The 25,986-nt window shown below is 64.9% G+C and carries 25 protein-coding genes and 1 tRNA gene; 5 read left to right on the top strand and 21 right to left on the bottom strand.

Translation table 11 applies throughout. From position 1 onward, the window contains the following. Positions 1-32: 32 nt before the first annotated feature. From ACIP90_RS01970 to ACIP90_RS02045, 16 genes are all read right to left on the bottom strand, one after another. Positions 33-2,933, bottom strand: coding sequence for a DEAD/DEAH box helicase (locus tag ACIP90_RS01970; protein WP_400576295.1), 2,901 nt, complete (start codon positions 2,931-2,933; stop codon positions 33-35). 24 nt (positions 2,934-2,957) lie between these two features. Continuing rightward, positions 2,958-3,794, bottom strand: a complete 837-nt coding sequence (gene tatC, locus ACIP90_RS01975; RefSeq protein ID WP_400576297.1) for a twin-arginine translocase subunit TatC — start codon at positions 3,792-3,794, stop codon at positions 2,958-2,960. Positions 3,795-3,800: 6 nt separating this feature from the next. Then, positions 3,801-4,070 (bottom strand): Sec-independent protein translocase subunit TatA, encoded by a 270-nt coding sequence (tatA, locus tag ACIP90_RS01980; RefSeq protein ID WP_400576299.1) that lies wholly within the window; start codon positions 4,068-4,070, stop codon positions 3,801-3,803. A 35-nt stretch (positions 4,071-4,105) separates the two neighbouring features. Then, on the bottom strand, positions 4,106-4,468 hold the full coding sequence (locus ACIP90_RS01985) for a hypothetical protein (protein WP_400576301.1): 363 nt from the start codon (positions 4,466-4,468) through the stop codon (positions 4,106-4,108). A gap of 10 nt (positions 4,469-4,478) precedes the next feature. Beyond that, entirely contained in the window at positions 4,479-6,461 is a 1,983-nt protein-coding gene (locus tag ACIP90_RS01990) for a helix-turn-helix transcriptional regulator (protein ID WP_400576302.1), read from the bottom strand. 115 nt (positions 6,462-6,576) lie between these two features. Next, a complete protein-coding gene (locus tag ACIP90_RS01995) occupies positions 6,577-6,972 on the bottom strand; it encodes an FKBP-type peptidyl-prolyl cis-trans isomerase (protein WP_205653293.1) in 396 nt (131 codons plus the stop codon). Positions 6,973-7,012: 40 nt separating this feature from the next. Further along, positions 7,013-7,939: an FKBP-type peptidyl-prolyl cis-trans isomerase gene (locus ACIP90_RS02000; protein WP_400576304.1), complete on the bottom strand. Its 927-nt coding sequence runs from the start codon at positions 7,937-7,939 to the stop codon at positions 7,013-7,015. Positions 7,940-8,049: 110 nt separating this feature from the next. Beyond that, complete coding sequence (pafA, locus tag ACIP90_RS02005; RefSeq protein WP_400576306.1) at positions 8,050-9,414, bottom strand: Pup--protein ligase; 1,365 nt, start codon at positions 9,412-9,414, stop codon at positions 8,050-8,052. A 1-nt stretch (position 9,415) separates the two neighbouring features. Continuing rightward, positions 9,416-10,123 (bottom strand): proteasome subunit alpha, encoded by a 708-nt coding sequence (gene prcA / locus ACIP90_RS02010; protein ID WP_400576307.1) that lies wholly within the window; start codon positions 10,121-10,123, stop codon positions 9,416-9,418. A gap of 1 nt (position 10,124) precedes the next feature. After that, positions 10,125-10,946, bottom strand: coding sequence for a proteasome subunit beta (prcB, locus tag ACIP90_RS02015; protein ID WP_400576310.1), 822 nt, complete (start codon positions 10,944-10,946; stop codon positions 10,125-10,127). 84 nt (positions 10,947-11,030) lie between these two features. After that, the gene (locus ACIP90_RS02020; protein WP_104138540.1) at positions 11,031-11,231 is read right to left on the bottom strand and encodes a ubiquitin-like protein Pup; all 201 of its coding nucleotides are present in this window, start codon (positions 11,229-11,231) and stop codon (positions 11,031-11,033) included. Positions 11,232-11,317: 86 nt separating this feature from the next. Continuing rightward, entirely contained in the window at positions 11,318-12,937 is a 1,620-nt protein-coding gene (gene dop, locus ACIP90_RS02025; RefSeq protein ID WP_400576313.1) for a depupylase/deamidase Dop, read from the bottom strand. Positions 12,938-12,987: 50 nt separating this feature from the next. Beyond that, a complete protein-coding gene (gene arc, locus ACIP90_RS02030; RefSeq protein ID WP_400576314.1) occupies positions 12,988-14,736 on the bottom strand; it encodes a proteasome ATPase in 1,749 nt (582 codons plus the stop codon). Positions 14,737-14,817: 81 nt separating this feature from the next. Beyond that, complete coding sequence (locus ACIP90_RS02035; RefSeq protein WP_400576317.1) at positions 14,818-15,882, bottom strand: tRNA (adenine-N1)-methyltransferase; 1,065 nt, start codon at positions 15,880-15,882, stop codon at positions 14,818-14,820. Positions 15,883-16,012: 130 nt separating this feature from the next. Continuing rightward, positions 16,013-17,170, bottom strand: coding sequence for a site-2 protease family protein (locus ACIP90_RS02040; RefSeq protein WP_400576319.1), 1,158 nt, complete (start codon positions 17,168-17,170; stop codon positions 16,013-16,015). 13 nt (positions 17,171-17,183) lie between these two features. Next, a complete protein-coding gene (locus ACIP90_RS02045) occupies positions 17,184-17,912 on the bottom strand; it encodes an HAD family hydrolase (protein WP_400576321.1) in 729 nt (242 codons plus the stop codon). A gap of 172 nt (positions 17,913-18,084) precedes the next feature. On the opposite strand from ACIP90_RS02045, the gene ACIP90_RS02050 reads away from it, so the two are divergent. Next, complete coding sequence (locus tag ACIP90_RS02050; RefSeq protein ID WP_400576322.1) at positions 18,085-18,996, top strand: PAC2 family protein; 912 nt, start codon at positions 18,085-18,087, stop codon at positions 18,994-18,996. A gap of 21 nt (positions 18,997-19,017) precedes the next feature. Here the strand turns inward: ACIP90_RS02050 and mshC are convergent, their stop codons facing one another. Both mshC and ACIP90_RS02060 read right to left on the bottom strand, forming a co-directional pair. Continuing rightward, on the bottom strand, positions 19,018-20,295 hold the full coding sequence (gene mshC / locus ACIP90_RS02055; RefSeq protein WP_400576324.1) for a cysteine--1-D-myo-inosityl 2-amino-2-deoxy-alpha-D-glucopyranoside ligase: 1,278 nt from the start codon (positions 20,293-20,295) through the stop codon (positions 19,018-19,020). Between the two features lie 15 nt (positions 20,296-20,310). Next, positions 20,311-21,144 (bottom strand): undecaprenyl-diphosphate phosphatase, encoded by an 834-nt coding sequence (locus tag ACIP90_RS02060; protein WP_400576325.1) that lies wholly within the window; start codon positions 21,142-21,144, stop codon positions 20,311-20,313. A gap of 51 nt (positions 21,145-21,195) precedes the next feature. Here ACIP90_RS02060 and ACIP90_RS02065 point away from each other — a divergent pair, with 51 nt between their 5' ends. Then, complete coding sequence (locus tag ACIP90_RS02065; RefSeq protein WP_400576328.1) at positions 21,196-22,134, top strand: aldo/keto reductase; 939 nt, start codon at positions 21,196-21,198, stop codon at positions 22,132-22,134. A gap of 57 nt (positions 22,135-22,191) precedes the next feature. On the opposite strand, the gene ACIP90_RS02070 is transcribed toward ACIP90_RS02065, so the two are convergent. Continuing rightward, on the bottom strand, positions 22,192-22,461 hold the full coding sequence (locus ACIP90_RS02070; RefSeq protein WP_400576331.1) for a hypothetical protein: 270 nt from the start codon (positions 22,459-22,461) through the stop codon (positions 22,192-22,194). Positions 22,462-22,500: 39 nt separating this feature from the next. Here ACIP90_RS02070 and ACIP90_RS02075 point away from each other — a divergent pair, with 39 nt between their 5' ends. Then, positions 22,501-22,734: a DUF5703 family protein gene (locus tag ACIP90_RS02075; protein WP_400576333.1), complete on the top strand. Its 234-nt coding sequence runs from the start codon at positions 22,501-22,503 to the stop codon at positions 22,732-22,734. A gap of 46 nt (positions 22,735-22,780) precedes the next feature. Here the strand turns inward: ACIP90_RS02075 and ACIP90_RS02080 are convergent, their stop codons facing one another. Continuing rightward, on the bottom strand, positions 22,781-23,941 hold the full coding sequence (locus tag ACIP90_RS02080; protein ID WP_400576336.1) for an acyl-CoA dehydrogenase family protein: 1,161 nt from the start codon (positions 23,939-23,941) through the stop codon (positions 22,781-22,783). Between the two features lie 9 nt (positions 23,942-23,950). Continuing rightward, entirely contained in the window at positions 23,951-25,255 is a 1,305-nt protein-coding gene (locus ACIP90_RS02085) for a M20/M25/M40 family metallo-hydrolase (protein ID WP_400576339.1), read from the bottom strand. Between the two features lie 193 nt (positions 25,256-25,448). On the opposite strand from ACIP90_RS02085, the gene ACIP90_RS02090 reads away from it, so the two are divergent. Continuing rightward, positions 25,449-25,531 (top strand) — tRNA-Leu (locus ACIP90_RS02090). 234 nt (positions 25,532-25,765) lie between these two features. Continuing rightward, on the top strand, positions 25,766-25,912 hold the full coding sequence (locus ACIP90_RS02095; protein ID WP_400576342.1) for a hypothetical protein: 147 nt from the start codon (positions 25,766-25,768) through the stop codon (positions 25,910-25,912). Positions 25,913-25,986 lie beyond the last annotated feature (74 nt).

Raw genomic sequence — 25,986 nt, forward strand, 5'->3', positions numbered from 1 at the left:
CCTTGCTGCTGGGTTTGGTGTCAGGCCACGGCTTAGATGACGGTGGAATAGGCGACGACGCCGCGCCGGACAATCTTGATGGCCTCGCTGCACAGCCTGGCGAGGCGTGGTTCCAGCCCGGGGATCTGGGCCAGCTGGTCGAGCAGGTCGATGACCTGTTTGACCCAACGGACGAAGTCGCCGGCGGCCAGGTCCGTACCACTGAGCACTTCCTGGAGGTGCCGGCCGCGGGCCCACTTGTAGATGGGCCACACCAGGCCCAGTTCCGGTTCGCCGGTCAGGGGAAGCTTGTTCTGCTCTTCCACGTCCTCCAGGGCCGACCATTCGCGGACCACGATGTCCACAGCCGTTTCCAGCGAAACGCTGGGCATGCGGGGACGCAGGCCCCGATCCTCACGCTTGGCCTGGTACACAAGCACGCTGGCGAGGGCGGCCACCTCAACGGCGTCGAGGTCGTCAAAGGCGCCCTGGCGCAGGGCCTGTGAAATCAGCAGGTCCTTTTCGCCGTAGATGCGCCGCAGACGCTGCCCGTCAGCGCTGATTCTGTGCTGCCCGGGTTCCGGTGACTCCAGGTAGCCATAGGCAGAGAGCACATCGCAGACACGGTCGAAGGTTTTGGCGATCGTGTTGGTCCTGCCCTGGATCTGCCGAACCAGCCCGTCCGTTTCCTTGCGCAGTTTCCACCACCGTTCGGACCACCGGGCGTGGTCCTCGCGTTCGCTGCAGCCGTGACAGGGGTGCGCGCGCAAGGCACGCCGAAGTTCAGCAATCTTCTTTTCCTGGTTGGGAGAGCCGGCACCGAGCCCGAAGTCGGTGTTGCGCGGGTTGCCGGGAGCGGGCGGACGGTTCTCCCGCAGCGCATTGCGGACCGACGAGGCCAGATCACGCCGGGATTTGGGGACCTTGGCGTTGAAGGACTTGGGGATCCTGATCCGGGTCAGCGGGGAGATGGGTCCTTCAAGGTCGTCGATCCCGATTCGGCGCAGCTGGTTTTCGACGGTGAGCACGGCCGGCCGCGGTTCGCGCGAGCTGTGGTCCGAGCTCAGCACCACCGCGTAACCGGGGGCTCGGCCAGCCGGGACGTCCACCACATCGCCAGGCAGGAGGCGGCTGAGTGAATCCTCGTTGAGCGACTTCCGCGCCCTGGACTTGGTGCGCGAGGTGAAGTTTTCGGCGTCGGAGAGTTCGCGCCGGAGCCGGGCATACTCGGTGAAGTCGCCGAGGTGGCAGGTCATGGACTTGGCGTACCCGGCCAGCGATTCCTCCCGGCTGCGCACCTGCTTGGCCAGGCCCACCACTGAGCGGTCAGCCTGGAACTGGGCGAACGAGGATTCAAGGATTTCCCGGGCCCGTGCCCGGCCAAACTGCGCCAGGAGGTTGATGCTCATATTGTAGGTGGGCCGGAAGCTGGAGTTCAGCGGATACGTCCGCCGGGATGCGAGGCCCGCGACTGCCGCGGGATCGGTACCCGGCTGCCACAAGACCACGGCGTGGCCTTCGACATCGATGCCGCGCCGGCCTGCCCGGCCGGTGAGCTGGGTGTATTCGCCTGCCGTGATGTCCACATGCGCTTCGCCGTTGAACTTGTCGAGTTTTTCAAGGACCACGCAGCGTGCCGGCATGTTAATGCCGAGGGCCAGGGTTTCGGTGGCGAAGACAGCCTTGACCAGACCGTCGGCAAAGAGCTTTTCGACGACTTCCTTGAAGGTGGGCAGCATTCCGGCGTGGTGGGCGGCGATGCCCCGCAGCAGCCCGTCACGCCAGTTCCAAAACCCGAGCACTTCAAGATCGTCGGACGGGATGTCCTGCCCTGCCTCGTCGACGCGCTGGGCGATGATGCGCTGTTCCTTCTCGCTGGTGAGCCACAGGCCGGCCGATACACACTGGGTCACCGCCGCATCGCAACCGGCCCGGGAGAAGATGAATGTGATGGCGGGCAGCAGGTCCTGCCGGTCGAGGCTGGCTATCACCTGCGGCCTGCTGGCCCTGCGCACGGCAGTTCTGATCTCCTGCTGGGGCCTGTCGCCGTTGCGCTGGCGCTGCTGCCGCCGCTGGCTGCGGCCGCCATGGCCGAAGCGGCCCTGGAAGTTCAACTGGCTTTCCTGCCTGGAAAGCCTTAGCAGCTCAGGGTTGACTTCGAAGCCACGCCGACCGGCGTCGTCGGGGGAAGGCGCTGCGGGCACGGCAGAGACGGTGGCGGGATTGCCTGCTGGAGCTATTTCATCGAAGGTGGTTTCTCCGGCAAACAGGTCGACTATTTCCCTGCCCACCATCACGTGCTGATACAGCGGGACGGGGCGGTGTTCGGACACGATGACGTCGGTGTCTCCGCGGACCGTGTCCAGCCAGGCACCGAACTCCTCGGCGTTCGAAACCGTGGCACTCAGTGAGGCAACCTGGACCTCGCTCGGAAGGTGGATGATGACTTCCTCCCACACCGCGCCCCGGAAGCGGTCGGCCAGATAGTGGACCTCGTCCATGACCACGAAGCCGAGGTCGTCCAGGGCAGCGGAGTCGGCGTACAGCATGTTCCTGAGCACCTCGGTAGTCATCACCACCACGGGCGCTTCGCCGTTGATGCTGGTGTCGCCGGTCAGCAGCCCCACATTGTCCGCACCATACTTGTCGGCCAGCTCGGTGTACTTTTGGTTGCTCAGCGCCTTGATGGGGGTCGTGTAGAAGGCCTTCAGCCCGCGTTGCAGGGCAAGGTAGATGGCAAACTCGCCCACAATAGTCTTGCCGGCGCCGGTGGGTGCGGCCACCAGGACGCCCCGGCCGTCCTGCAGCGAACGGCAGGCGTGGCGCTGAAAATCGTCCAGTTCAAAGTCGAGGGTGCGGGCGAACGCTCCGAGGTGAGTTTTGGATTCCGCCGTCCGTTCGGCGCTGGCCCTGTATCGTTCGGCTGGCGACATAGAATCCGGTGATGTGGACATGCCTCAAGCCTAGCCGGGCGGGCGCTAGAGATTCTTCAGTTCGCTGCCCGGGGTTGCGATATCAGCCGTGGCCTCGGTCTCAGCTTCGTGCCGGGCAGCCCGGCGGTCGCGCCGGCGGTCATTAAGGACGCAAAGTCCGATTGCGGCGAAAAACAGGGCAAGCATGGGTCCTGCCAGATAGAACATGCTCATCGCGTCGCCACCCGGCGCTGCCATCGCGGCAAACAGGCACACGAGAAAGACGGTGATGCGCCAGCTCTTTACGAGCTGTTCGCCGCGGAGGATCCCGGCGAGGTTCAGTCCGAACAGAACCACCGGCAGCAGGAAGGCGATGCCGAACGCCAGCAGCAGCCGGAGCACGAACGACAGGTAGACCTGGGCGCTGATGAAGTTGGAGCCGCCGGACGGCGTGAAATCCGTCAGGACCCGGACGGCGTTAGGCAGGACAAGCCACGCCAGCGTGACGCCGCCGACGAAGAGGGGCACGGCCGCGGCGACGAAGGACAGCGCCAGGCGCCGCTCCTTCTTGTGGAGGCCGGGCACGATGAAGGCCCACAGCTGGTAAAGCCACACTGGGCTGGCGATGATCAGGCCCAGGAATACGGACACCTGGATCATGAGGTCGAATGAACTCGCCACGCCGTCAAAGTTCAGCGTCGCCTGGCGGCCCTCGTTCTCATTGAGGTCACGGATGGGCTTGATCAGGGCAGCAAGCATCGGCTGGTAGACCATGAACCCTGCGACAGTGGCAAGGACAACCGCGATGGCGGACTTGAAAAGCCGGTTCCTGAGTTCTTTCAGATGGTCGAGCAGCGCCATCCGACCCTCAGGATTGGATCGACGACCCATGGTTACTGCCATGTGTACTTAGGCGCGGTTAGGCGGCTGGGTTTCGTTACCCTCAGACGGATTGCTGTCCGGGGTGGTGGAGCGCGGGTGGTTCACGACTTTGCCTTCAACAGGACCGGAACCGTCCTTCGCATCAGCCGTGTCGTCCTTCTTCATTTCGCGGACTTCCGACTTAAAGATGCGCATCGACTGGCCCAGGCTGCGGGCCATGCCGGGGAGCTTTGGTGCTGCGAAAAGCACCAACGCCAGAACGATGATAATGATGAGATGCCAGCCTTCAAGCCTCATGGCGGGTGGTCCTTTCGTTTAAGTACATCCTACGTTTATCCCAATTCGATGTCGCGCAGGGCCTGGGGCTGTCCCCGCTCCGCCTTGCGCTGGATCCTGCGCTGGCGCCGGATCTCCACCCGGGACGCTTTGGATGCGTGGTAATCATGGCGCATCTGCCGTGGTGAGGCAAAGACAGCGGCTCCGGGCAGCCTGCCCGGCGCCGCCTGCGGGTCGTCGTCCGCTGTGCCTGCCGCGGGGCCGGGGGCCGGCAGGTGGCCCAGCTTGTCGCCAGCGGCGCCAAGTTCCTTCACCGTGGTCATGAATTTCCGGAACAGTTGAATGCCCAGCAGAAGATAGAACAGCAGGGAAAGCGCTATCAGCGCAATCCAGATCAGGATCCATGTCCACCAAGGCATGCTTTGTAGTCTAGCGGGCGTACTGGGCCAGGGCCGCTTCGATCCACTCGCGGGACGCGTCGGCCAGCGCGGCAGGTTCGAGGATCCGTACCGCACCGCCGTGCTGTGCCACGAACATGGGCAACCATGACGTGCTGCCGAACCGAATCTCGGCCACCATCCCGCCGTCGGGCAGGGCAGCCGTCCGTTCCGCATAGTAGTCGTCCGCCAGCCCGGCACCTTGGGCGGTGAGCTGAACGGTCACCAGGGTGTCGTCGTCGTTCGGAGTGAAGAGCTTGGCGGGGAACCCGCCGTCGGGCAGTTCCGGCGTTGAAGCCGGCCGCCCGTTCGGGCTGAGGTCCTCGATGCGGTCCAGCCTGAAGTTCCTCAACCCTTTCGCCGAGTGGCAGTACGCCTCGAAGTACCAGGTGTTGTCCATGGAGTAGAGCCGGAGAGGGTCGACGTCCCGCTCAGACCGGGAATCCTTTTGCGCCGACAGGTAGACAAGGTGAAGCTGCTGGCCGGACACGATTGCCTGCCGGATCATCTCCAGATTGGCCGTGTTGCCGGGGCTCACCTCCGGAGACAGCGCGCCTGCCCTGAGCCCCTCCTCCCCCGCCGCCGCCATGAGCTTTAGGGTGACGGACTCCAGGGCGCCGCCTTCGGCCAGGCCGGGCAGGCCGTTGAGGGTCTCCAGGCCCGTCAGCAGTGCACAGGCCTCGTCTACCGTGAACCGGACCGGCCTGTTGAGCTCCAGCGACTGGGTGATAAATACGTGGTCGTCCTCCCACTGGATGTCCAGCAGTTCATCGGGATAGCCCTGTGGGAGTCCGGAACAGATGAGGATCAGCAGGTCGCTTTCAAGTTCCTGCCGCGTGATGCCGAACTGGTCCGCCACGTCCTGGATATGGAGACCCTGGTTGTGCACCAGGAAGGGCACCAGTTGGAGCATGCGCTTCAGCTGGTCCTCCGAGGTGCGTTTGCGGGCGCGCTTCCCCGAGGCACCGCCGGAGAAGGCGTATGAAGGCACAGGCTCCGCAAGGAACGTTGCCGCGCCTTCCAGCCGGCGCCGCACGGCGGCGACAAGCTCTTCAGGCCCCACGACCGTGGCGTTCGGCCCGTAAGAGGCAAGTTCCTCGCCGAGCAGCTCGGCGTCCCGATAGGGAACCGCCAGCCGGTCCCAGCCGTCGTCGGGCCTTCCGCCCGCTGTTCCGACGGCGGCCGGTACGGCCCGTTTCCGCAGCCCCAGGAGGCGGTCGTTCCGGACATCGACGACGGCGGACCGGAGCGGGAGTTCCGGGAGGCTGTCCAGTTCGGCGCGGACGTTGAAGCCGGTGGGCGGCGTGAAGGTTTCCTTAGCCAGCACCGATACTGCTGACGTAAATCGTGAGAGCCGGAAGAACCGCTTCGCTTCACGGCCACGGTCATAGCCGACCAGATACCACTGGCCGAACCGGCTGCCCAGGCCCCATGGCTCAACCACGCGATCCTCTTCCTTGCCGGTGCTTCCGGCAAGGTAGCGGAACCGGACCGGGTGCTGGGAGTGCATCGCCGCCACGAGGTCCTCAAAGGCCTGGCCCGCCGGCTTGATCCGTGGCTGCACTCCGGCAGGCAAGACAACGTCCGCCAGGCTGCCCGAGGCCTGCAGCTTGCGCATGGCATTGGTGGCGGCGGGGCCAAGGGCGGCCTGCTCCCACAGCTGGGAGGCCAGCAGCAGGACGGTCCATTCGTCACGCGTGAGCGCCACGTCCGGCAGACGGTTCGATTCCTTGCCTATCCGGTAGCGCGTAGTCGCGGGATCGTCTGAACTCCATCCGAGGTCCGTCACCGTTTCGACCTCGAAGCCGAAATCCCGGAGGTCGTTCTTGTCGCGCTCAAACATCCGGCCAAAGGCCGCGTCGCTCGCCGCACTGTCATAGATCTTGTCACGAAGCTCGCTGCGCCGCATCCCGTACCGGGAGTTCAGGAGGGCGATCAGGAGGTTCAGCAGACGTTCAGTTCGTTGCGCGGACACTCTGGCTACGTTACTAAAGCTGTGCGCGGAAAAATGCCAAAGCGCGGCAACAAAGCGGAAATTCCTTCCGATTGTTACCGCGCCTTCGGCTGGTCGGGATCGGGGCGGGTGGGGATCAGCGAACGCCCACCAGATCCACAACGAAGATCAGGGCTTCGTTCGGGCCGATGGCTCCACCGGCACCGCGTGAGCCGTAAGCGAGTTCCGAAGGAATCTCAAGCCGGCGGCGGCCGCCGACCTTCATGCCCAGCAGGCCCTGGTCCCAGCCCTGGATGACCTGGCCGACCCCTACCCTGAAGTCCAGCGGCGCGCCGCGGCCCCAGGAAGCGTCGAACTCCTCGCCGGTGGACCAGGCAACCCCGACGTAGTGGGTGGAGACGGTGTCGCCGGCCTTGGCTTCGGGACCGTCGCCTTCGATGAGGTCCGTGATGACGAGTTCCGTGGGGACGGGGCCCTCAGGGAAGTCAATTTCCGGCTTCTGGCGGTCGAGGTTTCGCTGACCAAATGACATGGTTGCTCCTTCTGCTAAGTAGGTGAACTGCTCGGGAAACTTACTTGGCGCCGAGAATGTCGACGACGAACACGAGGTCGCCCTTGGCTTCGCCCTGGCCGGCGTCTCCGTAGGCGAGGGCCTTGGGGATGACGAGGAGCACCCGGGAACCGACGGTCTTGCCGGTTAGGCCCTGGGTCCAGCCCTTGATGACGTTGTTCAGGGGGAAGGTGGCCTTCTGCTTGCGGTCGAAGCTCGAATCGAACTTCTTGCCGCTGGCGAGGGCGACGCCCACGTAGTTAACCGTCAGCGTATCCGTCGCCTTGACCTCGGGGCCCTTGCCTTTGATCAGGTCCTGGGCGATGAGCTCCTTGGGGGCGGCGACGCCCTTGACGTCCAGCTCAGGCACACCGTCTTTTTCGGTGACCTTCGGCAGGCCGGCGGGCGGGGTGACACTGTCACCTTCAGGCTTGTCCAGGACCTTCGGCGCGTCCTTGGCGGAAAGCACCTTGATGATGAGGAGCTGCGACGGCTGCGCTTGGCCGCCCTGCGCCGCTGCCTGTCCCGGGGCTGCCAGGGCAAGGTGCGAACCGATCTTCGCGCCCACGAAGGCGTTGTAGATGATCGGGCTCTGGGTTTTGAGCTCGTCGTTCAGCTCAACGGGCTGCGGATCCTTGGGGAAGCTGTCATCAAGGGTGGCACCGTCTTTGCCGTTCAATGCCAGGACGGAGACCTCGGCGACCTGGTTGGCCTTAACCCGGTCTCCGCTGCCTTCAGTCACCACCTTCACAGTGGGCTCGGTGACATCCAGGGGTTTCGTAAATTCGACCGTGGGAGCCTTCTTGTCTCCGTTTTCAGTCAGCTTCAGGGAGTCCAGCTTTGCTGTCTCACCCGCGGACTGGCTGGTCGGCTCCGGGGCTGCAGGCTCTCCGCCACAGGCGGTCAGCAGCAGCAGTCCGGGAATGAGAATTGCTAATAGTCGGCGCACTTAAGAACTTTCGTCGGGGCAAGATGGATGCTGCCGGGGCGTGGAATGCGCCCGGCAAAGCAGTCGCGACCGCAAACGGCCTATTCCAGAGTAACGCCTGAACCTGAATATCAGCCCATAGACTCAAGAAGCGCATCCACACGTTCGTCGACGCTGCGGAAGGGGTCCTTGCACAGGATGGTCTGGTGCGCGCGGTCATTGAGCTTCAAATGGACCCAGTCCACGGTGTAGTCCCGTCCCAGTTCCTGCGCGCGCCGGACAAAGTCACCGCGCAATTTCGCCCGGGTGGTCTGCGGCGGCGCATCCACAGCGTCCTTGACGGACGTCTCCTCGGTGACGCGGCGGACGGCCCCGCGCGACTGGAGGAGATAGAAGAGGCCACGGCTGCGGGAAATGTCATGGTAGGTCAGGTCCAGCTGGGCAATGCGGGGGGCGTCAAGCCCCAGGCCGTGCCGGTTCCGGTAGCCGTCCATGAGCTTCTTCTTGATGGCCCAGTCGATCTCGGTGTCGATGGTGCGCGTGTCACCGCTTTCAATGGCTCTCAGGGTCCTCCCCCACAGATCCAGGATCAACGGGACGTGCGGATTGTGCGCGCCGTTCTCCTGTACGAAGGCCGTGACTTTGTTCAGGTACTCCTGCTGGATTTCCAGCGCTGTCAGCTGGCGTCCGTTGGCGAGCCGGACCAGGGCACGCCCGCTCAGGTCATGTGAAATCTCGCGGATGCTGCGGATCGGATTCTCCATGCGCATGTCCCGCATGATGACGCCGGCCTCGATCATCCGCAGGATCAGGTCAACCGTGCCGACCTTGAGCAGGGCCGTGGTTTCGGACATGTTCGAATCCCCGACGATGACGTGGAGCCTGCGGTAGAACTCGGCGTCGGCATGCGGTTCGTCGCGGGTGTTAATGATGGGGCGCGACCGGGTGGTGGCCGACGAGACGCCTTCCCAGATGTGGTCCGCCCGCTGGGAGAAGGCGTAGGTTGCGCCGTGCGGTGTCTTGAGGATCTTGCCGGCACCGGCAATGAGCTGGCGGGTGACCAGGAACGGGATGAGGATTTCCGCGAGCCTGGTGAATTCGCCGCGCCGGGGAATCAGGTAGTTCTCATGGCTGCCGTATGAGTTGCCGGCGGAATCGGTGTTGTTCTTGAACAGGTACACCGTGCCGTTGAATCCTTCGGCCGCGAGCCGGGACTGGGCCTCGTCCACGAGGTCGTCCAGGATAAGTTCTCCGGCTCGGTCGTGGGCGATCAGCTGCGCGAGGTCGTCACATTCGGCTGTGGCGTACTCCGGATGTGAGCCTACGTCCAGGTAGAGGCGGGAACCGTTGGTCAGGAACACGTTGGACGACCGGCCCCAGCTGACAACCTTGCGGAAGAGGTACCGTGCAACTTCCTCGGGTGCCAGCGGGCGGGAGTCCGGACTCGAATATGAAATGCCGAACTCGGTCTCGATGCCGAATATCCTCTTATCCATCTCAGCTCTCCTCTGCCAGAAGGTCCATGACATCGGCGTCCGTCAGCCGTCGGAAAGCGCGCCGAGTGCCCCTGCTGCTTTCCGAGACCCGGTCCAGCACCGCAACTTCGAGGGCTTTCGCAGGAAGGTCGGGCGTCTCATTGTCCGTTGCGAGACCTTTGACGGCCAGCCGGATGGCTCCGGCAAAGGACAGGTCGCGCTGCCATCCCGTCTCCACCGCTCCGGAGACTTTGTCGGCCTGCCCGCCCATCACGATGAAGCCGTGTTCATCCGCGATGGAGCCGTCAAACGTGAGGCGGTACAGGTGGTCCCGGTCCTGGGAGGCGCCCACCTCGGCCACGGCCAGCTCCACCTCAAAGGGCTTTTGTTCCGCGGTGAAGACGGCGCCCAGGCTCTGCGCGTAGACGCTTGCCAGCCCCCGGGCGGTGACATCCTCGCGGTCATAGGAGTATCCGCGGACATCCGCGTAGCGCACCCCGGCCTGGCGGAGGCTTTCAAACTCGTTGTATTTGCCGACGGCGGCGAAGGCGATTTTGTCGTAGATCTCACCGATTTTGTGAAGGGACGGTGACGGGTTTTCCGCCACGAGGGCAATGCCGTCCTCGCAGCTGACCACCACCACAGACCGTCCCCTGGCAATGCCTTTCCGTGCGAAGTCCGCACGGTCCTTCATCAGCTGCTCGGGGGAAACATAAAACTGCTGGGTCATGTCAGGCCTCCCGCCGGGCAGCAGCCCTGGACTCGATGATGGTGCCGGCGATGTCCGCGAGTTCCCGCTCAGCGACGCGCCGGGCTCCCGCACGGTTGACGGTGTAGACCACCGGCCACAGCTGCCGGACGGGGTCTGGGCCGCCCGTGGCGGAGTCGTCGTCGGCCGCGTCATAGAGGGACTCGACGGCCACGGCGATTGCCTCGTCTTCGGTCAGGTTGGGCCGCCAGAGCTTTTTCAGCGCGCCGCGGGCGAACATGGAACCGGACCCCACCGCATGATGCTCCTGCTCCTCGTACCGTCCGCCGGTCACGTCATAGGAGAACAGCCTGCCCACTCCGGCCGCGGTATCAAAGCCCGCGAACAGGGGTACGACGGCGAGACCCTGCATGGCCATGGGCAGGTTTCCGCGGATCATTGCGCCAAGCCTGTTGGCCTTGCCGTCCAGGCTCAGCAGTGTCCCTTCAATTTTTTCGTAGTGTTCGAGTTCAACCTGGAACAGCCGCGTCAGATCGATAGCGATTCCGGCCGTCCCGGCGATGCCGAGAACCGAGTACTGGTCCGCCGGAAAGACCTTCTCGATATGGCGGCTGGCGATGATGTTGCCCATCGTGGCCCGGCGGTCACCGGCCATCACGACGCCGCCGGCGTGTGTCATGGCCACGATGGTGGTGGCGTGCGGCACCTGCAGGGGCTGGCCGGCTGGACCACTGCCTGCGAGCTGCCTGTTGAAAGGAAGCAATTCCGGACGATCGCGTTGGAGATGCTCAGTGAACGATGAGGTCGCGTTGGCAGCTACCTTGTTGGCTGTTGTCTCCTGCACTGGTGCACTCCTTCAACGTGAAATTCAGCGGCGGTCCGGTACCTCAGGCTTCCGTGCCCGGTGCGGGGTGTGGCGGCTGCCGGGTTACTGTCCGCCCTTTTGCACGAACGCCCTGACAAACTCTTCGGCGTTGGATTCCAAAACGCCGTCGATCTCGTCCAGGAGGTCATCGACACCCTGTGTGGATGCAGATGCCTGTCCCTCTGCCGGTGCGGGCGGCGCGGGGACCTCTTCCTCAACCTCGGTATCGCGTGGCTGCGGCTGCTGTTGCTCCTGCCCTGCCATGTTCATCTCCTTCTTCAGGTCCCGCCGTCTTCGATGGGACATCCTGTATGCCCATATTGCCACGCAAAGCGGCACTTCGGGGGTCTTTATGCCGGGGGCGGAGCCGGTGTCGATCCGAGCAGTTCCGCAAGGAAGGAACCGGCGTCGCGATGCCGCGCAAAGAGGGCACCGGTCAGTGCTTTCGTGCCCCGCAGCGGCTCCCGGGTCGGAACACGCTGGAGCCTTCCATAGCCGGGAACATCGAAGATGACAGAATCCCAGCTGGCCCCCACGACGTCCTTGCTGAAGCTGCTCACGCAGCGTCCGCGGAAGTATGCCCGCGTGTCCGATGGCGGTTCGGTCACCGCGGCGGCGATGTCGGCGTCGTCGACGATGCGCTGCATGCGATCCCGGGACAGCAGGCGGTAGTACAATCCCTTTTCCGGCCTGATGTCTGCCCACTGCAGATCCACCAGGCCCAGGCGGGCATCGCCCCACTGGAGACCGTCCCGCTGCCGGTATCCCTCGAGGATGGACAGCTTGGCGAGCCACTCGACCGAGGAGGCCGCGGCGGCGCGGTCGCTGTCCAGCTGGCTCAGAGTGCTTGCCCATCGGTCCAGCACGGCGTGGGTGTGTCCGTCACCGTCTACCGCATCTGCCACGCCCGTGTCCTGGGCGAGCTTTGCGGCGGCCTCGTGATAGATCCACTGGAGGTCCAGCGCAGTGACTCGGCGTCCGTCCACCAGCCTGATTGTGGCGGTAAGCGAAGTATCGTGACTGATCGTCTGCAGCGCCGCAATGGGTTCGTGGACCTCAATCCGGGGCGCCAGCCCGGCCTCGATGAGGCTCAGCACCATGGCGGTGGTCCCGAACTTGAGGTAGTTGGACGCCTGGCTGAGGTTGGCGTCGCCGATGATCACGTGCAGCCGGCGGTACTTGTCGGCCGTCGCGTGCGGCTCGTCGCGGGTGTTGATGATAGGCCGGCGGATGGTGGTTTCCAGGCCCACTTCCGCCTCGAAGAAGTCCGCACGCTGGCTGATCTGGTAGCCCGGGCGCGAACTGTCCTGCCCGATCCCTACGCGGCCGGACCCGCAGATGATCTGGCGCGTCACGAAGAACGGGGTCAGCCCCCTGACGATGTCGTTGAAGGGGACCGAACGCGGCATGAGGTAGTTCTCGTGGGAGCCGTAGGAGACGGCCTTGTTGTCCGTGTTGTTCTTGTACAGGTTGACCGGGGGAAGGTCGGGGTCGGCGGCCAGCCGCCGGACGGCCGCCAGCGCCACGAGGTCGCCAGCAGCGTCCCACGCCACCGCGTCGGCCGGATTGGTTACTTCCGGGCTGGAGTACTCCGGGTGGGCGTGGTCTACGTACAGCCTGGCCCCGTTGCCAAGGACCATGTTCATCAGGAGGGAGCCTGACTCATCCTCGCCGTCCAGTTCCAGCTCTTCCCGTCCGTACGCCAGCGCCACCGCCTCGGCATCCAGCACGGGAGGCTGATCGGTCAGCTGGCTCGGGTGGGCCTGCCCGCGTTCCAGCGTCCAGCCACGGGCATCGTGGAGCGGTTCCTCGTCCGTATAGTCCCACCGGGTTTCGGCGCCTCCCGCTGCGCGCAGCCGGGTGACCTGGGCGTATGCCTGCACCACCCGCGCGGACATCATGGTGGCGTTGGCCCCCGGGGCCGAGGGAGCATGGATGCCGTACTCGGTTTCGGATCCCATAACGCGCATGGCGCCTCCCTGGGGCAGTGCTCCCCCGGTAGCCGCCTCGGAGCCGCCCGTCACAGGTACTGGCCCGTGTTGGGCATGGTCTCAATGGACTTGCCTGGCTCCTGCCCCGCCTTGCCCTGGACGATCGTACGGATGTAGGTGATGCGCTCACCCTTCTTACCCGAGATGCGTGCCCAGTCGTCGGGGTTGGTGGTGTTCGGCATGTCCTCGTGCTCGCGGAATTCCTCGACGACGGCCCGCAGCAGGTGGTCGATGCGCAGCCCCTTCTGCTGCGTGGTCAGCAGGTCCTTGATCGCATACTTCTTGGCGCGGTCGACGACGTTCTGCACCACCGCTCCGGAGTTGAAGTCCTTGAAGTAAAGCATTTCCGTGTCGCCGTTCGCGTACGTGACTTCGAGGTATTCATTGGACTTTTCCGTGGAATACATGGCCTCTACGGTGCGCTGGATCATCGCGTCAACCGTCTCCTGAACGTCGCCGTCGTGCTCGGCGAGGTCGTCCTCGTGGAACGGCAGATCGGTGGTGATGTACTTCTTGAAAATGTCTGCCGCCGCTTCGGCGTCGGGCCGCTGGATCTTGACCTTCACGTCGAGGCGTCCCGGGCGCAGGATGGCGGGATCGATCATGTCCTCGCGGTTCGAGGCGCCGATGACGATCACGTTGTCCAGACGCTCCACGCCGTCGATCTCGCTGAGCAGCTGCGGCACGATGGTGGTTTCGACGTCGGAGGAGATGCCGGTGCCGCGGGTACGGAACAGGGAATCCATCTCGTCGAAGAACACGACGACGGGGCTGCCGTCCGAGGCCTTCTCCCGTGCCCGGGAGAAAATCAGCCGGATGTGGCGCTCGGTTTCCCCGACGTACTTGTCGAGAAGCTCTGGCCCCTTGATGTTGAGGAAGTAGCTCTTTTGGTCGATGTTGCCCGAGCGTTCAGCGGCGCGGGCCGCCAGCGAGTTGGCCACCGCCTTGGCGATCAGCGTCTTGCCGCAGCCGGGAGGGCCATAGAGCAGAATGCCCTTGGGTGCCTTAAGGCCGTGTTCGCGGTACAGGTCCGGGTGCAGGAACGGCAGTTCGATGGCGTCCCGGATCTGTTCGATTTGCGGGCCAAGGCCGCCGATATCCTGGTAGGTGATATCCGGCACTTCCTCAAGCACGAGGTTTTCCACCTCGGACCGGGGGACCTTTTCGAGGGCATAGCCGGTCCGGGAATCGATGGACAGGGCGTCGCCGACACGCAGCTTTTCCGTCAACAGCGGACCTGCCAGCCGGATCACACGTTCCTCGTCTGCGCGACCGAGGACCAGGGCACGGTCAGGGCCGAGCATTTCCTTGAGGGTGACCAGCTCGCCGGCGCGTTCGTAGCCCAGGCCTGCCACGACCAGGAGCGCCTCGTTGAGGAGCACCTCCTGGCCCACCGCAAGCTGGTTCATGTTGACGAGCGGGCTGATGCCCACCCTCATCTTCCGTCCGGCGTTGAAAATGTCCACGGATTCCTCAGTGGCAGCCTGCCCGCTGCTGCCGGCAGTGGGTTGCCGCCGCGGATTCAGCTGGAGGATGGTTCCGAAGCTGTACGGCGGCTGGCCCTCCTGGTCCAAGGCGTTCTTTAGCCGGAGGATTTCGGATTTGGCCGTTTCCAGCATCGCCACGAGCTTGGAGTTGTTTTGCGTGGCAGCTGCCAGCTGACGGTCGATATGCCGTAGCTTATCCCGGAGGATATTGACCTGTCGGTCTGCGACAGACAGCTCATTGGCCGCCTGCTCGGACGGCGTAGGTACAGAGTCGTTGTTCGGCGTCTCCATGATGCATCAGCCCTTCCTGCGCTTCTCTTAAGACCATAGCCCCAAGTTGGCGAGTACTGCTGAAGACATCCGAAATACGGACTAGTTTGTGATCTCCGGATCGTCTTTGACGTTGGTACCCGCGATCGCGTCCCGGGCGGCACGCCGCAGTTTCTTGTCGGACACCAGCCGCTCCCCCACGGCACCGGGAGTCCAGGCGTTGACGTCTTCCTCGTTGAAGTCGGTCTTTGAAGGCCGGCGCTTCACGGAAATGCCGGTAACGCCGTCGGCCAGCCGACGGGTGACGAGCAGGAAGCCGGTGTGGGCAACCATTCGGTGGTCGGGACGGACGGCGAGGCCTTCCAGGTGCCAGCCCCGGACGAGGGACTCCCAGGCGTCCGGCTCGGTGAAGCGGCCGTCAGCGCGGATGGCCTCGGCCGTGCGCGAGAGCTGCGTGACGGTGGCCACGTAGTTGATCCACACCCCGCCCGGTGCCAGGACTGTGGCGACCGCGTCCAGGCATTCCCAGGGCGCCAGCATGTCCAGCACTACGCGATCAATGGATCCAGGCTCTTCCGTGCGGACCACTTCATCCTGGAAGTCACCCAGGGAGATCTTCCACGCCGGGTGCGGTCCGCCGAAAATGGTTTCGACATTGCCGCGGGCAATGGCGGCAAATTCCTCGCGGCGTTCAAAGGAGTGCAGGTAACCCTGGTCGCCGACGGCGCGCAGCAGCGAGATGGACAGGGCGCCGGAGCCCACGCCGGCCTCCACCACCCGTGCCCCCGGGAAAATGTCGGCCATGGTGACGATCTGTGCGGCGTCCTTGGGGTAGACGACCGCTGCGCCGCGGGGCATGGAGAGGACGAAGTCGGAGAGAAGGGGCCGCAGGGTCTGGTACTGCTGCCCGACGTTGTTGACCACCACGGAACCGTCGACCTTGCCGATGATGTCGTCGTGGTTAAGGAAACCCCGGTGGGTGTGGAAGGCCCCGCCTGCTTCGAGGCTGATCGTGTTCATGCGCCCGCGTTCATCGGTGAGCTGCACCCGCTCGCCCTCGCGGAAAGGCCCCCGCCGCCGTGCAGCGCCGACCGGCTGGTCCCGTGTGCCCTGGGCCGTGGCAGAAGGGTCCGTGCTGGTTCCGATGGCGGCAGATTCCCTGCTCATGAATGTTCCTCGCTCCTGTAAAGCTGTGTCGTCGTGCTGCATGGCGGTTCGGACAGGCTCACGCTGGACCTGTCTGCCGATTTCACGACCGGCAGGTAACTCTACCGGTTCTGGCCCTGCGGCCGCCTTTTTAGCGCGGCCATTTGCCTGTAATGGCAGTCACGACGGCGGATTGCCGCAGCAGACCTGTCACCCGTCCATTGTGGTCGATCACTGCGTAGTCGTGACCCTCCAGCTGGGAGAGATACTGGAGGAGCTCCTGGCCCTTGGACCATTCGGGCACGTAGGCCCCGGCCCCGAGGGCGTGGGCTACCGCGCTGGCAGGGGTGGCGGCAGCCGCCGAAGCGGGAACCGTAGCCAGGGTTCCCGGGTCAACGACGCTGCCGGGCCGGCCGTCCGGCCCGCAGAGCACGACGGCGGTCCCGCCGCCCGCGGTGAGTTGCAGGACGTCGGCCACTGTGGCGCTGTCAGGGACGCCGACGGCTGGTTCGGCCAGCGCGGCAGCATTCACCAGGTGCAGCCTGCTGCGAAGTCGGCCCTGCTGGATCGACGCGGACGCACCCATCCATAGGAATCCGCACACCAGCACTGTGATGAGCAGCATGCTCGTGTCCGGGCTGCCCCCGCGCAGCAGCGGCAGGGCGACGAAATAGAGGACTAGTGCAATGACGATGACGCGCCCGCCCCAGCCGGCGGCGATGGTGCCCTTGGCGTGGCTGCCGGTGGCCTTCCAGACGGCGGATTCCACCAGCCTGCCGCCGTCGAGCGGCAGCCCGGGCAGGACGTTGAATATGCCGATCACCAGGTTCGCCCAGAGGAAGATGTTGGTCAGGATGTCCGCCACACCCGTCGGGTTCACGGCAGAGACAACCAGCCACGTGGCGCCGGCAAGGAGGAAGTTCGACGCAGGACCTGCAAGTGCGACGAGCACAGAACGTCCCGGAGTGGCCGTGAAGCTCTCGAACTGGGTGTGGCCGCCCCAGAGATTGAGGACGATTTTCTCGCTGGGCCAGCCGTACATCTTTGCCGTCAGGGCGTGGGCGAGTTCGTGAACCAGCACGGAGACCAGCAGGAGCAGGGCGTAGGCGAAGGCCACAAGATATGCAGCTGCGCCTAGGGACGGGTTGTTGTACTGGAGTACCGGACCGTAGACGGCCACCGTGAAGGCGGCAATGACGAACCAGGAATACGCGAGGATGACGGGAACGCCGGCGATTCTGCCCAGCGGTATTCCTTCGCGGCGGCTGCGGCCGGTGGGCTCCTGGCCGGTGGAAGCGGGGTCAGACACCTGCGGGGCCCCGTTAATTGGCGCTGTCCAGCGTCGTTGCGACCGGGGCCAGCCCGTGGCGGGCCGCGACCAGTTCCTCCAGGTCGGCGACTCCCCGGCCTTCCAGGGTGTCCCACATGGCCCGGCGCGGATCCTCGGGAAGCGGCACGATGTGGGGAATGGCGACGGTGACCGCTCCGGAGGCTACAGCGGCGGCGACGCCCGGGGCAGAATCCTCCAGGGCGACGCACTGGTCCACGGTGAGCTCAGGGTCTTCGCGGCGGAGCAGTTCGATCGCCTTGACGTAGGCCTCGGGGTCGGGTTTGCCCTTGCTGACGGTGTCGCCCGTAACGAGGAACTCGAAGTAGGGCCGGGGAAGGCTCGCAACAACCTCCCGGGCGAGCGGCGTTTCTGACATTGTCACAAGGGCACAACGCACACCGGCGATGAAAAGTTCATCCAGCAGTTCACGCGCCCCGGGACGCCACGGGACGTTCTGCCGCACCCTCCTGATGACCTGGGCCGTCAGGGTGTCGATGATCTCACGGCTTTCGAGTTTTACGCCCGCCCGCTGGAGGATGCCCGCTGAATAGACGAGGGACTGCCCAACCAGCTGCATGGCCTGTTCGTGGGACCATGTCCCGCCGTGCGCGTGCACCAGATCGTGCTCGGCCTCTATCCAGTAGGGTTCGGTGTCGACTATGGTGCCGTCCATATCCCACAAAACGGCTTTGAGCACGGGCTGGGCGGCTGAAGATTGCATGGTGTCCAGTCTACTGGTCCTGTTCCGCCGCGCCTTCCCGGAGCTGCCTGCTACGCCGTCGGCGAATTTCTTGGCCCTGCCGGCAGCGGCAGGGCCTTCATAAGGGGGCAGGACCACATGTGCGGCGGTTCATTGACTGCACTGGGAACGGACTTGGACGTAGGGTGAAGGGATGAATAGCTTCGACGGAGATACCACGGAACCGGCTGCCACCCCTGCAGCCGAGCCGGAGCAGCTGCTGCAGCCCGTTCCGGAGGGACAGCGCATTACCGTGATGCTCGCCGCCTTCGAAGGCTGGAATGATGCTGGGGAAGCAGCCAGCGACGCCTTGCGGTATCTGAACAAGCTGTGGGGCGGCAAGAAGGTCGCCTCCATTGATGCCGACGAATACTACGACTTCCAGTTCACGAGGCCCACCGTGAGGCGCACGGCCTCCGGCGAACGCAAGATCAAGTGGCCCTCCACCCGCATCTACAAGGCAAGTGCTCCGGGGACGAATGTGGATGTGATCTTCGTCCAGGGAACCGAGCCGTCCTACAAGTGGCGGGCCTATACCGCCGAACTCCTGGTCCATGCCGAGGCGCTCCATGTGGACTATGTCGTGCTGGTGGGGGCACTGCTGGCGGATGTCCCCCACAGCCGCCCCATTCCGGTGAGCACGTCAACGGACGACAGTGCCCTGCGTGAACGGTTGAATCTGGAGGCCTCACAGTATGAGGGGCCCGTGGGCATAGTCGGCGTCCTCGCCGAGGTTGCCATGCTTGCCGGCATTCCCGCCGTGTCCCTGTGGGCCGCCGTTCCGCACTACGTGGCTCAGGCGCCGTCCCCGAAGGCGCAGCTCGCGCTGCTGCACCGCATCGAGGAGCTGCTGCAGGTGCCGCTGGACACGCACGAGCTGGCCGAGGAATCCGACGCCTGGGAACGCGGCGTGAACGAGCTGGCAACCGAAGACCCGGAAATAGCAGCCTACGTCCGGCAGCTGGAGGAGGCGAAGGACACCGCGGAGCTTCCCGAGGCCAGCGGTGAGTCCATCGCCAGGGAGTTCGAGCGCTACCTGAAGCGCAGAGGCAAGGACAAGCAGTAGCCGGAACCTGGGCTGCTGGGCCTACAGTTCGACGCCAAGCAGCGCCTCGACGGCGTCGCTCACCAGCGTCCGGTCTGCTCCGGACGCTCCCCTGTCGCCGGCCAGCGCCAGGTCCGCCCACCGGTCGACGGCGGCCAGGGCCGCGGGGGCGTCCAGGTCGTTTGCCATGGCTGCCCGCATGTCTTCCAGGAGCGCGGCTGCAGAGTTGACCGGTGCAGCGGACAGCGCGGCGCGCCAGCGCTCGAGCCGCTTCTTGGCCTCCGAGAATCCCTCGTCAGTCCAGGACCAGTCGGAGCGGTAGTGGTGGGCAAGGATGGCAAGCCTGATGGCTGCCGGCTCTTCGCCCGCGGCCCGCAGCCTGGACACCAGGACAAGGTTGCCTTTGGACTTGCTCATCTTCTCGCCGTCCAGCCCCACCATTCCGGCGTGAGCGAAGTGCTTGGCGAGCGGCAATCCGGACAACGAGTAGGCGTGGCCCGCCCCCATCTCGTGGTGCGGGAAGACAAGGTCGGAGCCGCCGCCCTGCACCGTGAACGGCGTGGGAAGGTACTTCTGCGCAATGACCGTGCATTCAATGTGCCAGCCGGGGCGCCCCTCTCCCAGTTCGCCGCCTTCCCAGCTGGGCTCCCCGTCGCGGGCGACGCGCCACAGCAGCGGATCCAGCGCCTGGCGCTTGCCGGCGCGGCCGGGATCCCCGCCCCGCTCGGCGAACAGTTCGAGCATTTCGGGTTCGGGCAGGCCGGACACGGCTCCGAGCGTCCATGCGTCGACGTCGACAGCGTGTTTCCCGGCGGCTTCCACGTCGTAATAGATGTCCCCGTCAGGCTCGCCGGGCGTGCCGTTGACGCGATAGGCGAGCCCCTGGTGGAGCAGCCGCTCGATGGCCGGCACGATCAGCGGCATGGCTTCGACGGCGCCGATGTAGTGGTCAGGGGCCAGCACGTTGAGTGCTGCCATGTCTGTCCGGAAGAGTTCAATCTGGCTGGCGGCCAGGTCGCGCCAGTCGACACCGGTGGCTGTTGCGCGTTCCAGCAGCGGATCGTCCACGTCGGTGACGTTCTGGACGTAGGAAACCTGCTGGTCTCCGTCCCGCCAGGCACGGTTCAGGAGGTCAAAGGCGACGTAGCTGGCGGCATGGCCCATGTGGGTGGCGTCGTACGGGGTGATCCCGCAGACGTACATTGATTGCTCACCGACCGCCTCGAGGGTAACGACTTCGCCGGCCGTTGTATCAAACAGGCGCACGGCGGGCATTGCGCCGGGGAGCTCAGGAACGGGGCGGGATATCCAGGACTTCACAGCCCAAGCCTAGTGCTAGGCGCTGATGACATTGAAACCGAGCAGCAGGTAGAGGGCGAGGCCAAGGAAGATCCGGTACCAGACAAAGAGCCGGTAACTGCGGGTGGAAACGAACTTCAGGAACCAGCCAATGATGACGTAACCCACGACGAACGCGATGGCCGTGGCGAGGGCTGTCTCGGGGAGGCCGTACGGCCCGCCGACGCCCTCCTTGGACACCACCTTGTACAGCTGGAAGAGGCCGCTGCCGAACACGGCAGGAATGGCCAGCAGGAATGAATAGCGGGCCGCTGCTTCACGTGTGTACCCCATAAGAAGGCCGGCGGTGATGGTGCCGCCGGAGCGGGACACACCCGGAATCAGTGCCATGGCCTGGGCAAATCCGTAGAGGATGCCGTGCTTGTAGGTGAGCCGGGTCAGGTCGCGGTCCTGCTTTCCGACTGCGTCCGCCACGGCCAGGATGAGACCGAAGACAATGAGCATGGTGGCAACAAGCCACAGGCTGCGCAGCACCGACTCGATCTGGTCCTGGAACAGCACCCCCAGAACAACGATGGGCAGGCTGCCCAGGATCACCAGCCAGCCCATCCTAACGTCCGGATCTTGCCTCGAGACGCGGCCGGCGAGAGCTCCGAACCACGCCTTGGCGATCCGGACGATGTCCCGCCAGAAGTAGACGATGACGGCGGTTTCGGTGCCGAGCTGTGTGATGGCTGTGAACGCCGCCCCGGGGTCCGCGGCGTTGGGCAGGAAGGAGCCCACAATCCTGAGGTGGGCGCTCGATGAAATCGGGAGGAATTCGGTCAGTCCCTGCACAAGACCCAGCAGGGCCGCTTCAAACCAGTTCACGCTAAAGACCCTACGTCATGGCACGGGTGGTTTCCCCGTAAGCTTGCTGCTATGCAGCAGCGTTACGTCGGCAACAGTGGGCTCCGTGCCTCGGCACTCTCCCTCGGCACCATGTCATGGGCCCGTGAAACTGACGAGCAGGATGCCTCCGAGCTGCTGCGGATGTTCGTCGACGGCGGCGGCACCCTCGTGGACACCGCCGCCTCATACGCGGACGGCCTCGCAGAAGCGATGTTGGGGGAAATGCTGGGGGACGTCGTCTCCCGCGCGGAAGTGGTGATCTCCACGAAGGCCGGCCTGTCGGCGTCGGACAAGCGGCAAAAGGTCGACACATCGCGGAACGCGATGCTGTCCGCTCTGGACGCCAGCCTGGCTCGCCTCGGGACCGACTATGTGGACATCTGGTTCGCCCAGGCGTGGGATCACAACGTTCCCCTGGACGAGACCCTCTCCGCCCTTGACCTTGCCGTGCGCAGCGGACGGGCCCGTTACGCGGGGGTTGCGAACTACAACAGCTGGCAGACCGCCAAGGCAGCCGCCACCGCCGGGTTCCCGCTGGTGGCCGTCCAGTCGGAATACTCGCTGCTGCGGCGCAAGCCCGAAGAGGAACTCATCCCCGCGGTCGAGGATGCGGGAATGGGGCTGATGGCGTGGGCTCCCCTGGGCCGGGGTGTGCTGACCGGTAAGTACCGTGGGCATGTTCCAGCCGACTCGCGGGCCGCCGGAACCCGCCTTGCCACGTACGTGGAACCCTATCTGGAACAGTCCGCCGCACAGGTTGTGGAGGCAGTTGCGATGGCGGCACGCGGACTGGGCCGGTCTCCGCTCGATGTTGCCCTGAGCTGGCTCCTTGCACAGCACGGTGTGGCCACCGCCGTCGTGGGGCCACGGACGCCGGTGCAGCTCAAGGAGATCCTGCATTCACAGCTGACGCCGTTGCCGGCGGAAATTGCCCGGGCGCTCGAGGACGTCTCAAGCCCCTTGGTCTAGGTTTGCCTCCGCCTGCGCACAGACGTCAGTCTTGCCTGCGGGCAGAGCCGGCACATGTCACTCGTCGACGATCTCCAGGTCCTCGTCGTCGTCCACCTCGCGGTCTTCGTCTTCGTCACCCTCCTCGTCGTCAAAAACCTGGAGTGGCGTGACTTCGTTGTACGCCTCGTACAGCGCGTCCTCGTAGACTTCGAAAGCATCAGCAACGGCGAAGAATGCCGCTTCCACCGCGGGGTCGCCATCGCCCCGTCGTGTCGAGGCTGCAACCAGATGTTCTTCCAGGGCGGAGGTCAGGGACTGAAGCGCGACACGCGGATCGATGCTCATGACTTCACGTTAGCGGGAAAAGGACGAAAATGGAGAGCAATGAAGGAACATTTTCTGACCGGCTCGGTCCTCCGGGAACGGGACTATGTGAGGCAGTACGAGTACCTCGTGCTGACGGTCGGTCCTGACGATTCCCTGCCCGAAGCCCGCCGCCTCCTCGTGGAACACTCCGAGTACGGCAAGTGGGAGCTGGAGCGCAGCCGGCTCTATGTTGGCGGGGGCCGCCGCTTCTGGCTGCGGCGGCGCGTCACGCAGGTCCAGAGGACGGTCTAGGACTCTTACGTCCGGAGGACCGACCGGGAGGTTACGTCTCGAGCGCCTACGTCTCGAGCGGGCCGAGCCAGGCGTTGGCCACCGTGTTGTGTGCGGACTCGTCGTCGGATGGGTGGAACATGCCCGCGAGGACATCGCGGTAGAGCCGCTCCAGTTCTGTTCCCCGGAAGTAGCTTGAGCCGCCGGAGACGCGAATGGCCAGGTCCACCACGGTTCGGGCCGTTTCCGTGGCGTGCACCTTGAGCCCCACGAGTTTGGGGAACCACTGGCTGCCGTGGTCGGCCAGCACGTCCACGTCCCTGGCCACTTGCGCCAGGTGGGGGTAGAGGGCGTCCATGGCCATCGCCGCTTCTGCGACCTTCCAGCGGATGTCAGGGTCCTGGGCGTAGCTACGGCCGCGGTTTTTGTAGGATGTCCGGCGCGTGGCCGCCTCGACGCCGAGGACGAGGGCCCGCTCGCCGATGCCTGTGTATACGGCCGCCAGGAGTGTTTCGAAGCAGGCGAAGATGGCGAAGATCAGCGGATCCGCGTTGGGCCCCACCGGCAGCTTGCGGAATATCCGGTCGGCCGGCACGGTGACGCCACGCAGCACGGTGGTGTTGGACTGGCTGGCGCGCATCCCGAGCGTGTTCCAGTCGTCGAGAATTTCGTAGCCGGGAGTCGCGCGTTCGATGAAACCGTGCACGAGTTCTCCGTCACCGTCGCGCGCCGCAGGGTCCTTGCCGAAGATGCCCAGCCGGGTCCAGGCCGGCGAGAGGCTCGTGAAGATCTTGGCGCCCGTGAACTCGTAGCTGCCATCGGGCAGGGCCTTGGCGTTCGTGAGGGAGTCAAAGAGGACGGCGTCGTTTCCGGCTTCGGAGTTCCCGAAGGCAAAGATTTCCCCGCGGGCCGCTTCCTGCAGCACAAAATGCAGCGCGGTGTCCCCGCGGTCCGCCAGGACGCGGGCCACTCCGGTCCAGACCAGGTGCATGTTCACCGCCAGCGCGGTGGCGGGAGCCGCCGTCGCCAGCCGCCGCTGGCAGTCGGCGACGCCTTCGAGGCCCAGCCCCTGACCGCCGTCGGAAGCCGGGACGAACGCTTTCAGGTATCCCGCTGCGATGAGTTCCTCGAGGTCTTCGTCGAAGAACTCGTTCCTCTCGTCGTAACCGGCCGCCCTTCCCCGTATGCGTTCCAGGAGGGAGTCGGGCAGCAGCTGTTGCGGGTCCATATCTGGTCCTCAGTAGGTGGTTAGCAGCCTGTTGAGCACCCGGGCGCCGAACTTCAGCGAGTCCACGGGAACGCGTTCGTCCACGCCGTGGAACATGCCCGTGAAATCGAGCTCGTCGGGCAGCAGCAGCGGCGCAAATCCATAGCCGGTGATGCCGAGCCGGCTGAGGGACTTGTTGTCGGTGCCCCCGGACAACGTGTACGGCAGGACCTTGGCGCCCGGGTCTTCGGAGTGCAGGGCATCGATCATCGAGTCCACGAGGTTGCCAGCGAAGGGAACCTCCAGTGAGACGTCGTTGTGCACGTAGCTAACCTCGACGCCGGTTCCCGCAAGTTCGCGGACGATCTCCAGTACCTGTTCCTCCTGGCCGGGAAGCGTGCGGCAGTCGACCAGCGCCTCAGCGGACTCGGGGATGACATTGTGCTTGTACCCGCCCCTGAGCAGGGTGGGGTTCGTGGTGTTCTGCAGGGTCGCCCCAACAAACCGGGCAACGGTTCCCAACTCCTTGAGGAGCTTGTCCGGATCATCGGGATCGAATTCGACTCCGGTCAGTTCCGTCACGCCGTCGAGGAACTGCCGGGTGGTCGGCGTCAGTTCCACGGGCCACTGGTATTCGCCTATCCGCGATACGGCGCTGGCCAGCCGCGTCACGGCGTTGTCTGTGTTGATCTGCGAACCGTGTCCGGCGCGGCCGTGAGCCACCAGCCGAAGCCACGAGAGTCCCTTTTCCGCCGTCTGCAGGAGATAGGTGCGCTGACCGCCGATGGTGGCGGAGAAGCCGCCCACCTCGGATATCGCCTCCGTTGCGCCGTCGAAGAGTTCGGGGCGCTTGTCGACGGCGTGGCGGGCCCCGTAGGTGCCACCGGCCTCCTCGTCCGCGAAGAAGGCGAAGATCAGGTCGCGTTTTGGCTTGCGGCCCGTACGCGCGAAGTCCCGCATAACCGACAGGATCATGGCGTCCATGTCCTTCATGTCCACGGCCCCCCGGCCCCAGATCAGCCCGTCTATCATTTCGCCGCCGAAGGGGTCCACTGTCCATTGGTCCCGCAGGGCGGGCACGACGTCCAGGTGCCCGTGCACCACAAGAGCGCTTGCTGACGGGTCCTCCCCTGCCAGGCGTGTGACCACGTTCGCCCGTCCGGGCTCGGATTCGAAGATTTCAACGTCCAGCCCCACCTCCGAGATCAGTGCAGCCGTGTACTCGGCCGCCGCTCGTTCCCCCGGCCCGGATCCGTCCCCGTAGTTGGACGTGTCGATGCGGATGAGCTCCTGGCAGATGCTGACGACTTCATCCTCGGGCCGGATCTGAGACATTGATCACTCCTTAGTGCTTGTCGGATGGCATTAAGCGCTTATTCCCGGGGTCTAGGCCGCCGGAACACGTAGGTTCAGCCTACCCATTCCGCCCGATTCCATCTTTCAGCGAAAGTCGTGTTAGAGTTTTTCTCGCTGCTTCGGAGAGAAGCGAACCGCTGAAAGGCGGATCGGAACCTCCGAAATACCACCTGCGCGGGTGGCGGAATGGCAGACGCGCTAGCTTGAGGTGCTAGTCCTCGAAAGGGGGTGGGGGTTCAAGTCCCCCTCCGCGCACAAGGGAAGACCCTGGAATCCACGGATTCCAGGGTTTTTTTCTGTCTCCAACTATGCGAGCCCCGTTTCCAACTACGCGAGCCCGACCCCGCCTTCGAAGCCGCCTACCAAGCCGCCCCAAAGAGCCTCAGCGAAGGCGGCATCCATCGGAGCAGCGCTGGCCCGTGACGAATGGTCATCGCGAGCGAACACAGCGGATGAGTCCAAAACGGCGCTCCGATCGCGCACGGCGAAATGTCCGCACTTCGCGCAGCCGGCCGGCAGAAGAGCTACCCGGACATCACGCTCCACACCACCCTCGCCCCGTGTGCCATGTGGACAATGATGCGCGACTTCCAGGATAAAAACCCGGACCTGTGGGCGGAGGACATTGCCGAGTAGGCCTGGTCCTCGAGCTCGAAGTCCAGGTCAAGGTTTTCCAGTACGCCCAGCTCACGCCAAGGGGTCCCGACGCG

The organism is Arthrobacter sp. NPDC093139 (assembly GCF_044754165.1).
Lineage (GTDB): Bacteria > Actinomycetota > Actinomycetes > Actinomycetales > Micrococcaceae > Arthrobacter.

Excerpts from the sequence above, each read along its gene's own strand:
- ACIP90_RS01970 (WP_400576295.1), bottom strand. The coding sequence starts at position 2,933 with ATGTCCACATCACCGGATTCTATGTCGCCAGCCGAACGATACAGGGCC.
- tatC (WP_400576297.1), bottom strand. The coding sequence starts at position 3,794 with ATGGCAGTAACCATGGGTCGTCGATCCAATCCTGAGGGTCGGATGGCG.
- tatA (WP_400576299.1), bottom strand. The coding sequence starts at position 4,070 with ATGAGGCTTGAAGGCTGGCATCTCATCATTATCATCGTTCTGGCGTTG.
- ACIP90_RS01985 (WP_400576301.1), bottom strand. The coding sequence starts at position 4,468 with ATGCCTTGGTGGACATGGATCCTGATCTGGATTGCGCTGATAGCGCTT.
- ACIP90_RS01995 (WP_205653293.1), bottom strand. The coding sequence starts at position 6,972 with ATGTCATTTGGTCAGCGAAACCTCGACCGCCAGAAGCCGGAAATTGAC.
- pafA (WP_400576306.1), bottom strand. The coding sequence starts at position 9,414 with ATGGATAAGAGGATATTCGGCATCGAGACCGAGTTCGGCATTTCATAT.
- prcA (WP_400576307.1), bottom strand. The coding sequence starts at position 10,123 with ATGACCCAGCAGTTTTATGTTTCCCCCGAGCAGCTGATGAAGGACCGT.
- ACIP90_RS02020 (WP_104138540.1), bottom strand. The coding sequence starts at position 11,231 with ATGGCAGGGCAGGAGCAACAGCAGCCGCAGCCACGCGATACCGAGGTT.
- dop (WP_400576313.1), bottom strand. The coding sequence starts at position 12,937 with ATGCGCGTTATGGGATCCGAAACCGAGTACGGCATCCATGCTCCCTCG.
- arc (WP_400576314.1), bottom strand. The coding sequence starts at position 14,736 with ATGGAGACGCCGAACAACGACTCTGTACCTACGCCGTCCGAGCAGGCG.
- ACIP90_RS02035 (WP_400576317.1), bottom strand. The coding sequence starts at position 15,882 with ATGAGCAGGGAATCTGCCGCCATCGGAACCAGCACGGACCCTTCTGCC.
- ACIP90_RS02045 (WP_400576321.1), bottom strand. The coding sequence starts at position 17,912 with ATGCAATCTTCAGCCGCCCAGCCCGTGCTCAAAGCCGTTTTGTGGGAT.
- ACIP90_RS02050 (WP_400576322.1), top strand. The coding sequence starts at position 18,085 with ATGAATAGCTTCGACGGAGATACCACGGAACCGGCTGCCACCCCTGCA.
- ACIP90_RS02065 (WP_400576328.1), top strand. The coding sequence starts at position 21,196 with ATGCAGCAGCGTTACGTCGGCAACAGTGGGCTCCGTGCCTCGGCACTC.
- ACIP90_RS02070 (WP_400576331.1), bottom strand. The coding sequence starts at position 22,461 with ATGAGCATCGATCCGCGTGTCGCGCTTCAGTCCCTGACCTCCGCCCTG.
- ACIP90_RS02075 (WP_400576333.1), top strand. The coding sequence starts at position 22,501 with ATGAAGGAACATTTTCTGACCGGCTCGGTCCTCCGGGAACGGGACTAT.
- ACIP90_RS02080 (WP_400576336.1), bottom strand. The coding sequence starts at position 23,941 with ATGGACCCGCAACAGCTGCTGCCCGACTCCCTCCTGGAACGCATACGG.
- ACIP90_RS02085 (WP_400576339.1), bottom strand. The coding sequence starts at position 25,255 with ATGTCTCAGATCCGGCCCGAGGATGAAGTCGTCAGCATCTGCCAGGAG.
- ACIP90_RS02095 (WP_400576342.1), top strand. The coding sequence starts at position 25,766 with ATGTCCGCACTTCGCGCAGCCGGCCGGCAGAAGAGCTACCCGGACATC.